9 protein-coding genes are annotated in these 11,902 nt (G+C 69.0%); 5 read left to right on the top strand and 4 right to left on the bottom strand.

Features of this window, described 5'->3' with window-relative positions; all coding sequences use genetic code 11:
- Window position 1 precedes the first annotated feature (1 nt).
- From sodC to GQ56_RS0109420, 4 genes are all read left to right on the top strand, one after another.
- A complete protein-coding gene (gene sodC / locus GQ56_RS0109435) occupies window positions 2-538 on the top strand; it encodes a superoxide dismutase [Cu-Zn] (RefSeq protein ID WP_031398424.1) in 537 nt (178 codons plus the stop codon).
- 124 nt (window positions 539-662) lie between these two features.
- Window positions 663-1,232 (top strand): dCTP deaminase, encoded by a 570-nt coding sequence (dcd, locus tag GQ56_RS0109430; RefSeq protein WP_006398615.1) that lies wholly within the window; start codon window positions 663-665, stop codon window positions 1,230-1,232.
- Window positions 1,233-1,313: 81 nt separating this feature from the next.
- A complete protein-coding gene (locus tag GQ56_RS0109425; RefSeq protein ID WP_031398423.1) occupies window positions 1,314-3,593 on the top strand; it encodes an arginine/lysine/ornithine decarboxylase in 2,280 nt (759 codons plus the stop codon).
- Window positions 3,593-4,402, top strand: a complete 810-nt coding sequence (locus tag GQ56_RS0109420; RefSeq protein ID WP_031398422.1) for a lysozyme inhibitor LprI family protein — start codon at window positions 3,593-3,595, stop codon at window positions 4,400-4,402. The genes GQ56_RS0109425 and GQ56_RS0109420 overlap by 1 nt, the downstream gene beginning before the upstream one ends.
- Before the next feature lie 86 nt (window positions 4,403-4,488).
- Here GQ56_RS0109420 and GQ56_RS0109415 read toward each other — a convergent pair whose 3' ends face one another.
- From GQ56_RS0109415 to GQ56_RS0109405, 3 genes are all read right to left on the bottom strand, one after another.
- Entirely contained in the window at window positions 4,489-5,172 is a 684-nt protein-coding gene (locus GQ56_RS0109415) for an HAD family hydrolase (RefSeq protein ID WP_031398421.1), read from the bottom strand.
- A gap of 94 nt (window positions 5,173-5,266) precedes the next feature.
- Window positions 5,267-6,676, bottom strand: coding sequence for an argininosuccinate lyase (gene argH, locus GQ56_RS0109410; protein ID WP_031398420.1), 1,410 nt, complete (start codon window positions 6,674-6,676; stop codon window positions 5,267-5,269).
- 107 nt (window positions 6,677-6,783) lie between these two features.
- Window positions 6,784-7,593: a helix-turn-helix transcriptional regulator gene (locus tag GQ56_RS0109405; protein WP_031398419.1), complete on the bottom strand. Its 810-nt coding sequence runs from the start codon at window positions 7,591-7,593 to the stop codon at window positions 6,784-6,786.
- Window positions 7,594-7,810: 217 nt separating this feature from the next.
- On the opposite strand from GQ56_RS0109405, the gene GQ56_RS0109400 reads away from it, so the two are divergent.
- Entirely contained in the window at window positions 7,811-8,563 is a 753-nt protein-coding gene (locus tag GQ56_RS0109400) for a class I SAM-dependent methyltransferase (RefSeq protein ID WP_031398418.1), read from the top strand.
- Between the two features lie 127 nt (window positions 8,564-8,690).
- Here GQ56_RS0109400 and ppc read toward each other — a convergent pair whose 3' ends face one another.
- Window positions 8,691-11,717, bottom strand: coding sequence for a phosphoenolpyruvate carboxylase (ppc, locus tag GQ56_RS0109395; protein WP_031398417.1), 3,027 nt, complete (start codon window positions 11,715-11,717; stop codon window positions 8,691-8,693).
- Window positions 11,718-11,902: the final 185 nt, after the last annotated feature.

The following is an 11,902-nucleotide window of genomic DNA, read 5'->3' as shown; positions in this document are numbered from 1 at the left end:
AATGAAACAACGACATCACGGCGTACGCGCCGGCCGCGCGCGGCGGGCGCTGCTGGCCGCTGCCGCGCTGGGCCTGCTGGCCGGCTGTACCTCCTTTTCCTCGTCGCACGAAAAACGGGCCGATGCCCAACTGCAGCCCACGGTCGGCTCGCAGGCGCGCGGCGCGGTGACGTTCGTCGAGCGTCCGGACGGCGTCCAGGTCACCTACAACCTGGCCGGCCTGCCGCCGAACAGCGATCACGCGCTGCAGGTTCACGAGCGCGGCGACTGCAACGCGGGTGATGGCTCGAGCGCCGGCCAGGTGTTCGCGCCGGCCGCCGACCGCCTGCGCGCGGGCGCCCGCGTCGCAGGCGATCTCGGCAACATCCATGCGGACGCGAACGGCGTCGCGGCGGGCTTCATCGTCGCGCCCGATCTGGCCCTCGACGGCGTGCGCTCGGCGCTGAACCGAGCGGTACTGGTGCACCGCGACCCGAGCGATCCCGCGTTTCCGCAGCATGGCGCGGGCCCGGCGCTTGCGTGCGGCGTGATCCGTTGATCGCTGCCGCGTGCACGGACCGATGATCGCGTAAAATGTGCGCCTTTCCAGGCCGCCGCCTCGCGCGAGCGGCGCTTCCCGATTCTCACGCTGACCGTCGCGCAGCGTTTCCTGGCGCCCTGATATGAGCATCAAGTCCGACAAATGGATTCGGCGCATGGCCGAAGAGCACAAGATGATCGAGCCGTTCGTGCCCGATCAGGTTCGCGCGTCCGAAGACGGCCGCCGGATCGTCAGCTACGGCACGTCGAGCTACGGCTACGACATCCGGTGCGCGGACGAATTCAAGATCTTCACGAACATCAACTCGACGATCGTCGATCCGAAGAATTTCGACGAGGGTTCGTTCGTCGATTTCAAGGGCGACGTGTGCATCATCCCGCCGAACTCGTTCGCGCTGGCCCGCACCGTCGAATATTTCCGCATCCCGCGCACCGTGCTGACGGTCTGCCTCGGCAAGTCGACCTATGCGCGCTGCGGGATCATCGTCAACGTGACGCCGTTCGAACCCGAGTGGGAAGGCTACGTCACGCTGGAATTCTCGAACACCACGCCGCTGCCCGCGAAGATCTACGCGAACGAAGGCGTCGCACAGGTGCTCTTCTTCGAGAGCGACGAAGTGTGCGACGTGTCGTACGCCGATCGCGGCGGCAAATATCAGGGGCAGCGCGGTGTCACGCTGCCGAAAACCTGATCTGTTTGCATAACGTCTCACCAGTTTCCGGGTGACCGCTGCGCGTGACGCGCCGCGGTCGTTCTTTTTGGAGAATCGCCCATGAAGTTTCGTTTCCCCGTCGTCATCATCGACGAAGATTTCCGCTCCGAGAACATCTCGGGCTCCGGCATCCGGGCGTTGGCCGAAGCGATCGAGAAGGAGGGCGTCGAAGTCCTCGGCCTCACGAGCTACGGCGATCTGACGTCGTTCGCGCAGCAGTCGAGCCGCGCGTCGTGCTTCATCCTGTCGATCGACGACGACGAACTCATGCTCGGCGAAACCGGCCCGGACGGCGAACTGCCCGAGCTCGCGACCGCGATCATCGAGCTGCGTGCGTTCGTGACCGAAGTGCGCCGCCGCAACGCGGACATCCCGATCTTCCTGTACGGCGAGACGCGCACGTCGCGCCACCTGCCGAACGACATCCTGCGCGAGCTGCACGGCTTCATCCACATGTTCGAGGACACGCCGGAGTTCGTCGCGCGCCACATCATCCGCGAGGCGAAGGTCTATCTCGACTCGCTCGCGCCGCCGTTCTTCAAGGAACTCGTGAAGTACGCGGACGAAGGCTCGTACTCGTGGCACTGCCCGGGCCACTCGGGCGGCGTCGCGTTCCTGAAGAACCCGCTCGGCCAGATGTTCCACCAGTTCTTCGGCGAGAACATGCTGCGCGCGGACGTCTGCAACGCGGTGGACGAACTCGGCCAGCTGCTCGATCACACGGGCCCGGTCGCGGCGTCCGAGCGCAACGCGGCGCGCATCTTCAGCGCGGACCACCTGTTCTTCGTGACCAACGGCACGTCGACGTCGAACAAGATCGTCTGGCATGCGACGGTCGCGCCGGGCGATATCGTGCTGGTCGACCGCAACTGCCACAAGTCGATCCTGCACGCGATCACGATGACGGGCGCGATTCCCGTGTTCCTCACGCCGACGCGCAACCATTTCGGCATCATCGGGCCGATCCCGCGCGACGAATTCAAGCCGGAGAACATCCGCAAGAAGATCGAGGCGAACCCGTTCGCGCGCGAAGCGATGCGCGAGAACCCGGACCTGAAGCCGCGCATCCTGACGATCACGCAGAGCACGTACGACGGCGTCGTCTACAACGTCGAGATGATCAAGGACCTGCTCGGCGACCTGCTCGACACGCTGCACTTCGACGAAGCGTGGCTGCCGCATGCGACGTTCCACGATTTCTACCGCGACATGCACGCGATCGGCGACGGCCGTCCGCGCACGGGCGCGCTCGTGTTCGCGACGCACTCGACGCACAAGCTGCTCGCGGGCATCTCGCAGGCGTCGCAGATCGTCGTGCAGGATTCGGAGAACCGCACGTTCGACAAGCACCGCTTCAACGAGGCGTACCTGATGCACACGTCGACGAGCCCGCAGTACGCGATCATCGCGTCGTGCGACGTCGCGGCCGCGATGATGGAGCCGCCGGGCGGCACCGCGCTCGTCGAGGAATCGATCGCCGAGGCGATCGATTTCCGCCGCGCGATGCGCAAGGTCGACGCCGAATACGGCGACGACTGGTTCTTCAGCGTGTGGGGCCCGGACACCCTGTCGGAAGAGGGCATCGGCTCGCGCGACGACTGGATGCTGAAGCCGAACGACCACTGGCACGGCTTCGGCCCGCTGGCGGAAGGCTTCAACATGCTCGACCCGATCAAGGCGACGATCATCACGCCGGGGCTCGACGTCGACGGCGAGTTCGGCGAGACCGGCATTCCGGCCGCGATCGTCACGAAGTACCTGGCCGAGCACGGGATCATCGTCGAGAAGACCGGCCTGTACTCGTTCTTCATCATGTTCACGATCGGCATCACGAAGGGCCGCTGGAACTCGATGGTGACCGAGCTGCAGCAGTTCAAGGACGACTACGACAACAACCAGCCGCTGTGGCGCGTGCTGCCGGAATTCGTCGCGCAGCATCCGCGCTACGAGCGCGTCGGCTTGCGCGACCTGTGCACGCAGATCCACGACGTGTACCGCGCGAACGACATCGCACGCCTGACGACGGAGATGTACCTGTCGGACATGGAGCCGGCGATGAAGCCGTCGGACGCGTTCGCGAAGCTTGCGCACCGCAAGATCGACCGCGTGCCGCTCGACGAGCTCGAAGGCCGCGTGACGAGCATCCTGCTCACGCCGTACCCGCCGGGCATTCCGCTGCTGATCCCGGGCGAGCGCTTCAACAAGACGATCGTGAACTACCTGCGGTTCGCGCGCGACTTCAACGAGCGTTTCCCGGGCTTCCACACCGACATCCACGGTCTCGTCGCGGAAGAGGTGAACGGCCGCGTCGAGTACTTCGTCGACTGCGTGCGCGACTGATGGCAGCGCACGGACGTATCCGGGCGATGCGCGCGGCGGCAGCCGCGCTCGTCGTCTGGGCGGCGGGGCTGGCGGGGGCGAGTGCCGCCCATGCGGAAGTCGCGGCGGCCGACCCGATCGACGTCGCGATGCGGCAATGCCTCGCGCGGCGCGACCGGTCGTCGACGGCCGGCCAGATCCAGTGCATGGGCGAAGCGCGGCAGCAGTGGCAGGCCGTGATGGAGGGCGCGTACCAGCGCCTGTTGAAGGATGCGCCGGCCGCCGCGAAGCGCGGCTGGCAGGACAGCCAGCGCCGCTGGGTCACGTGGCGCAAGGACGAAATGCATCTGCTGAAGGCCGTGTACGACACGACGCGCGGCACGGCGTACGCGATGTCGAGCGCCGACCTGCAGTTGCAGCCCGTGCGCGATCGCGCGCTGGCGTTGCGCGGCGCGGCCGATCGCTATGCGCCGCCGCCGGCCGCCGCGCCTGCCGCGGCCGCGAGCGGTGCGCAGGGCGGGGCCCAGGGGGTGGCGCAGGCGAACGGCAAGCCGGCCGGCGCGCCGCGCGATCCGGCCGTGGGCCGAGTGCGGCCGTGCGAACGGGATGCCGCGTGCGAACACGCGCTGTTCGACCTGAACCGCTATTACCAGAAGCTGCGTCGCAAGATGCCCGCGCATTCGGCCGCGACGCTCGCGCGCGCGCAGCGTGCATGGGTTGCGTTCCGCGACGCGACCGCGCCGCTCGTCGGCGAGGACGGGCGCGTCGACCTGATCGGCGCGCGCATCGCGACGATGAAGCGGCTGTCGGAGACGGCCGGCAACCAGTAGGCGCGATCGCCACAGGCCGGCTGGCCGGCGCGAGAGGATGGAACGGGCACCCGAGGGTGCCCGTTTCGCATTGGGCGGCAGGCGACCTACGCGGGCCGTTGCGTATCGTGCCGGCCGAACCACGACGGCACGAGCGCGACCGCCTCGTCGAGCGAGCCGAGCACGTGCAGGCTCAGCGCGACGATTTCGGGCGTCGGCGCCTTCAGGTCGGGCACGGTGACGACCGATGCGCCCGCGCCGGCGGCCGACTGCGCGCCGAAGTCGCTGTCCTCGAATGCGACGCACGCGTGCGCCGGCACGCCGAGGCGCTCGGCCGCGAGCCGGTAGACGGCCGGGTCGGGCTTGCCGCGCGCGACTTCGTCGCCGCCCGCGATCGCGCGGAAGAACGGCAGCACGCCGACCGCATCGAGCCGCGCGCGGATCACGTCGCCCGCGGACGACGACGCGACCGCGCACGGAATGCCGGCCTGCGCGAGCGCATCGAGCAGCGCGAGCGCGCCCGGCTTCAGCGGAAACTTCGGATGGGGTTCGGGCGCCGCGAGTTGCTCGCGCACGCGGGTGCGCACGGCATCGAACGTATCGGGATGGCCGATCAGCCGGGCCAGGATGACCTGGCCCTCGGCGAACGAGCGGCCGACGATCTGCAGGTAATCGGGGACGGTCAGCGTGACGCCGTGCGCGTTCGACACGTCGATCCACGTGTTCATGATGGTCCGCTCGGAATCGACGAGCAGGCCGTCCATGTCGAAGAGCGCGGCGGAAAAGGTCATCGGGTGCATCCGGGAGGCGGGACGGGCGACGGGCGGCGCGACGGCCGCCCGAATGAAAAACGGACGCCGAAGGCGTCCGTCGGGAGCGGCAGGCTTACCGGCCGAGCGCGGCGCGGGCCGCCTTGACCGCCGCGCGCACCTGGTCGGGCGCGGTGCCGCCGGGGTGGTTGCGGCTCGCGACCGATCCCTCGAGCGTCAGGTAACCGAACACGTCGTCGCCGATCAGGTGCGCGACGTTCGGCAGTTCCTGCTTCATCTCGTCGAGCGTCAGGTCGGCCAGGTCGATGCCGCGGTCGTCGCAGATCTTCACCGCGTGCGCGACGGCTTCGTGCGCATCGCGGAACGGCAGGCCGCGCTTCACGAGGTAGTCGGCGAGGTCGGTGGCGGTCGAGAAGCCCTGCAGCGCGGCCGCGCGCATCGCGTCCGGTTTCACGGTGATGCCGGCAACCATCTCGGCGAAGATCCGCAGCGTGTCGGCAACGGTGTCGACCGTGTCGAACAGCGGTTCCTTGTCTTCCTGGTTGTCCTTGTTGTACGCGAGCGGCTGGCCCTTCATCAGTGTCAGCAGCGCCATCAGGTGGCCGTTCACGCGGCCCGTCTTGCCGCGCGCGAGCTCCGGCACGTCCGGGTTCTTCTTCTGCGGCATGATCGAGCTGCCGGTGCAGAAGCGGTCGGCGATGTCGATGAAGCCGACGCGCGGGCTCATCCACAGCACGAGTTCTTCGGAGAAACGCGACACGTGCGTCATCACGAGCGCGGACGCGGCCGTGAATTCGATCGCGAAGTCGCGATCGGACACCGCGTCGAGCGAGTTCGCGCAGATGCCGTCGAAGCCGAGCGTCTTTGCCACCGCGTGACGGTCGATCGGGTAGCTCGTCCCTGCCAGCGCGGCCGCGCCGAGCGGCAGGCGGTTCACGCGGGTGCGGCAGTCGCGCATGCGTTCCGAGTCGCGCGAGAACATCTCGACGTACGCGAGCAGGTGGTGGCCGAACGTGACGGGTTGGGCGACCTGCAGGTGCGTGAAGCCCGGCATGATCGTGTCGGCGTTCTGTTCCGCGAGGTCGAGCAGCGCGCCGCGCAGGTCGTTCAGCAGGCCGCCGATGCGATCGATCTCGCCGCGCAGCCACAGGCGGATGTCGGTCGCGACCTGGTCGTTGCGCGAGCGGCCCGTATGCAGGCGCTTGCCGGCGTCGCCGATCAGCGCGGTGAGGCGCGCCTCGATGTTCAGGTGGACATCTTCCAGGTCGAGCTGCCATTCGAATTCGCCGCGCTCGATTTCACCCTTGATCTGCGCCATCCCGCGTTCGATCGCGGCCAGGTCGTCGGCGCTGATGATCTTCTGCGCGGCGAGCATGTTCGCGTGCGCGAGCGAGCCGGCGATGTCGACGAGCGCGAGGCGCTTGTCGAAAAATACCGACGACGTGTAGCGCTTGACCAGCTCCGACATCGGTTCCGAGAAGCGGGCCGACCAGGCCTCGCCCTTTTTGTGCAGTTGGGACGTCATGGCGATTCTTCGAAGGGGATGTTGGGCGGCGTGCGCCGCCGAGGGAATCCCGCGATTCTAACATTCGCGGGCCCGTCCACCGGCCGCGACGGCGCGGGCCGGCCGGCTCAGTCGCGCACGAGCACGACCAGCTTCAGGTCCTCGCGGTGCGCGGGCTTCAGCGTGATCTGCTGGTACACGAGACGCCCGTCGGCCGGGTGATCGAATTCGCGCAGCCCGCCCTCGCGCTCGAACACGTCCTGCGACGCCCAGTACTGCGCGAAGGCGTCGCTGCCGGCGGCAAGCGCGTCGATCAGCGCGCGCGTCGGCGCGTCGGCCAGGTGGCGGATCGAATCGGCACGGAATTCGGCCGCGAGCCGTCGCGCGCGGGTTTCCCAGTCGACGATCAGCGTGCGCGCGGCCGGCGCCATGAACGTGAAGCGCAGCAGGTTGCGGTCGTGCTCGCCGTCGAGCCAGCCGGAAAAGAGCGCGGCGGCCGGTGCGTTCCACGCGAGCGCGTTCCATTGCCGGTCGAGCACGTACGCGGGCGTCGCGATCGCCGCGACGGTTGCAGCAAGCGTCGGCGGCAGGTCGCCGGCCGCGACGTCGGGCTCGGCCGGGTCGCGCTGCGCGGCCAGTTCGAACAGGTACGCGCGCTCGGCCTTCGACAGTTGCAGCGCGACGGCGATCCGCGCGAGCGCGTCGGCCGACGCCGACACGGGGCGGCCCTGTTCGATCCACGTGTACCAGGTCGGGCTGACGCCGCACAGCTGCGCGACTTCCTCGCGCCGCAGCCCCGGCGTGCGGCGCCGCGGGCCGGGCGGCAGGCCGACGGCCTGCGGCGACAGCCGCTCGCGGTGGGCGCGGATGAATTCGCCGAGCGCACGGGCGGGCGTGGCGTCGAGCGGCGGGACGGGAGCGGAGGACGGCAGGTTCATGCGGAAACGGCGAAATGGAATCGGGGACGTGAAAACGGCCAGACGGGTGGATCGAATACCGGGATAACCAGTTGACTTGTACCGGTACAGGCGCAGGCCTATTGTAGCGGTTCGCGCGCTGCCAGGGCAGCGGGCGCCCCGCAAAACGCGTCGCATGGGGCCGGAACGAGCGCCGAAGCGCTCGCGCCCGCAACGGCGCAAGAGAAAGGAGCGAACGATGAAACACCACGACCAGGTCGCCGATGCCTTCGGCACGACGGCCGCCGCCTACCTGACGAGCACGGTGCACGCGACGGGCGCCGATCTGCAGACGCTCGCCGACGCGGTGCGCGCGACCCCCGATGCCGCGGTGCTCGATCTCGGCTGCGGCGCCGGCCATGCGAGCTTCGCGGTCGCGCCGCACGTGCGCGACGTGGTTGCCTACGATCTCGCGGAGCAGATGCTGGCGACCGTCGATGCGGCCGCGCGTGCGCGCGGGCTCGCGAACATCGGCACGCGGCAGGGCCCGGCCGAGCGGCTGCCGTTCGACGCGGCGAGCTTCGACTGGGTGGTGAGCCGGATGAGTGCGCACCACTGGCACGACATGCGCGCCGCGCTCGCCGAGGTGCGCCGTGTGCTGAAGCCGGGCGGCCGCGTGCTGATGATCGACATCGCGGGCAACGACCATCCGCTCCTCGATACCTACCTGCAGGCCGCCGAGGTGCTGCGCGACGCGTCGCACGTACGCGACTACCGTGCGGACGAATGGCTCGCGATGTTCCGCGAGGCCGGATTCGACGCACGCGTGCACAGCCGCTGGCGGCTGCCGATCGATTTCGATACGTGGGTCGCGCGCATTCGCACGCCGGCCGACAGCGTCACCGGCATTCGCGCGCTGTGGGCGCACGCGCCCGACGAGGTGCGCGGCTACTACGCGGTGCAGCCCGACGGCTCGTTCGAGCACGACGCGCTGCTGATCGACGCGCACTGAACGGGCGGCGCGCCGCCGCCGCTGCCGTGTCCCATGAAAAAAGCCGCGATGCGCGCCGTGGGTACGGTCGCGTATCGCGGCTTGCGCGCGGACGGCCGGCGCGGAACGGGCCCGCGCCGCCTGCCGGTCAGCCCGTGTTGCGCAGGCCGGCCGCGATGCCGTTGATCGTCAGGTGAATCCCGCGGCGCAGCCGCGCGTTCGTGTCGCCCGCGCGGTGACGCTTGATCAGTTCGACCTGCAGGTGGTTCAGCGGGTCGAGATACGGGAAGCGGTTCTTGATCGAGCGTGCGAGCAGCGGGTTGGTCGCGAGGCGGCCTTCGTGCCCGGTGATTTCCGCCAGCGCCCGCGACGTGCGCTCCCATTCCGCGACGATCCGCTCGAACACGTGCTTGCGCAGCTTGCGGTCGGCAACGAGCTGCGCGTAGCGCGACGCGACCGCGAGGTCGGTCTTCGCGAGCACCATGTCCATGTTCGACAGCAGGTTCGAGAAGAACGGCCAGGTCTTGTTCATCTTCTTCAGCAGCGTGACGCGCTTCGTGCGCTCGGCGTCGTCCTGCGCGCTGTCGAGGTAGGCGCTCACGGCGCTGCCGAAGCCGTACCAGCCGGTCAGCAGCAGCCGGCACTGGCCCCACGAGAAGCCCCACGGAATCGCGCGCAGATCCTCGATCCTGCGCTGCTTCGGGTCCTGCAGCTTGCGCGAGGCCGGGCGGCTGCCGATGTTCAGCTCGGCGATCTCGGTGATCGGCGTCGACGAGAAGAAGTAGTCGGTAAAGCCCGGGGTTTCATAGACGAGCGCACGGTACGCGGCCATCGCCGAATCGGACAGCGTCTGCATCGCCGCCTCGAACGCGGGCAGTTGCGCGGGGGCATTCGACTGCGGCAGCAGCGACGCCTCGAGCGTCGCGGCGACGACCGTCTCGAGGTTGCGCCGGCCGATCTCGGGGTTCGCGAACTTGCTCGCGATCACCTCGCCCTGTTCGGTCAGGCGGATCTGGCCGTTCACGGTGCCCGGCGGCTGCGACAGGATCGCCTGGTAGGTCGGGCCGCCGCCGCGGCCGACCGTGCCGCCGCGGCCGTGGAACAGCCGCAGCGTGATCTTGCGCTCGCGGAACAGGTCGACAAGCGCGAGTTCCGCGCGATACAGCTCCCAGTTCGACGTGAGGAAGCCGCCGTCCTTGTTGCTGTCCGAGTAGCCGAGCATCACTTCCTGTTCGGCGCCCTGGTGCGCGACCAGTTCGTCGACGCCCGGCAGCGCGAAGTATTCGCGCATGATGCGCGACGCGTCGCGCAGGTCGGGGATCGTCTCGAACAGCGGAATCACCATCAGGCTGTTGCGCGCATTGCCGCCCGGCACGCCGAGCGTGCCGTCGAGCAGCCCCGTTTCCTTCTGCAGCAGCAGCACCTCGACGAGGTCGCTGACGGTTTCCGTATGCGAAATGATGTAGTTGCGCACCGCGCGCGCGCCGAATTGCGCGCGGACCTCGCGCGCTTTCTCGAACACGCCGAGCTCGCTCTGCGCGAGCGCCGAGTATTCGAAGTACGGCGAGCGCAGCGGCCGCGGGTCGGCGAGCGCGGCGAGCAGCACGCGCAGCTTGTCTTCCTCGGCGAGCGCCGCGTAGTCGGCCTCGACGCCCGCGCGCGCGAACAGCTCGGCGACCACGGCTTCATGGATGTCGGAGCTCTGGCGCAGGTCGATGCTCGCGAGATGGAAGCCGAACACTTCGGCCGCGCGCACGAGCGGCGCGAGGCGCGGCGCGGCGAGCGACGTGCCGTGGTGCTCGTCGAGCGACGCGGTGAGCACCTTCAGGTCGGCGACGAACGCGTCGGAGTCCGCATACGGGATCGCGCGCACCGGCGCCGCGCCGCGGCCCGCGCTGCGCACCGGCACTGTGCCTTCGCCGAGGCGCACGCGCGCGCTTGCGGCAAGCCGCGTGTAGATGCCGATCAGCGCGCGGCGATACGGTTCGTCGACACGGTGCGGCGACTGGTCGGGCGATGCGGCCGCGAGCGCCTTCACGGCGTCGTTCGCGCCGACCAGCAGGTTCGACACCGACAGCTCGGCGCCGAGCTTGTGCACCTGTTCCAGATAGTGCTCGAGGATCACCGCGGCCTGGCGGTCGATCGCCTCGTCGAGCGTCGCGGCCGTCACGTTCGGGTTGCCGTCGCGATCGCCGCCGATCCAGCTGCCCATCTGGAAGAAGGCGGGCACGCGGGCGGGCAGGCCGTGCTCGGCGAGCGCGGCCTCGATGTCGCCGTACAGCGCGGGCAACTCGTCGAGGAAGGTCGCGCGGTAATAGGACAGCGCGTTCTCGATCTCGTCGCCGACCGTCAGGCGCGCGTCGCGCAGCATGCGCGTCTGCCACAGCGTGGTCACGCGCGCGCGCAGCATCGATTCGTTGAACTGGCGCTCGCGCGTGGTCAGTTCCTGGTCGCGCTCGGCAAGCAGGCGCGCGATGTCGTGCTGCGCGTCGAGAATGCTCTTGCGCTGCACTTCGGTCGGGTGCGCGGTCAGCACCGGCACGATCAGCGCATCGTCGAAGAAGCGCTGCAGCAGGCGCTTCGACGCATTGCCGGTCGTTTTCAGTTGCTCGAGCGCGTACGCGACCGTGCCGGGCTGCGGCGCGGAGCCGGCCAGCGCGTGGATGCGGCGGCGGCGGTTGTGATGGCGGTCTTCCGCGATGTTCGCGAGATGCGAGAAATAGCTGAACGCGCGCACGACGCTCACCGTCTGCTCCGGCGTCAGTTTGCGCAACTTCTTCTCGAGCGTCTGCGCGGCTTCGCTGTCGTCCTCGCGGCGGAACTTGACCGCGGTCTGGCGGATGGTCTCGACGACGTCGAACACGGTGTCGCCTTCCTGCTCGCGTACGACGTCGCCGAGCAGGCGGCCGAGGAAGCGGATGTCGTCGAACAGCGGGCCGTCCTTGTCCTCGCGCGTGCGGGGGGCGGGCCTCGGCGCGTCGGCCTTGCGGGCCGCGGTGCGGGCGGCCGGGCCGGCGGGTTGCTTCGCGCGTTTTGTCTGACGTATCGGGTCTTTCGGTTTCGTTGCCGTTTTCGCACGGCCGTTCGCGGCGGTGGCGACGGTGTCCGTCGAGGCGTCGGGAGAGGACAGGGCAGCATTGCGGCGCGCCGTACGCGCCGATCCGGAAGACTTCACGATGGGTTTCCTTGGGAAAGCTCGAGTCAAAAGGAACTGCGGAAACTGCGAAACTGCGGTCAAGCAACCAGCTACGTGCGGCACATCCGCACAGCGGCGCCGCGACCCGTGCGGCGACAGGCCGGGCGCAGGCTCCGGGCCCGGGCGGGCAGGGGCGTGCGTGCTACCATTGTTCGATCTTCAAT

This window comes from Burkholderia paludis, from assembly GCF_000732615.1.
In the GTDB taxonomy this organism is placed as follows: domain Bacteria; phylum Pseudomonadota; class Gammaproteobacteria; order Burkholderiales; family Burkholderiaceae; genus Burkholderia; species Burkholderia paludis.
Note: the sequence above shows the minus strand (reverse complement) of the source record. Positions and strands in the feature narration are given on the sequence as shown.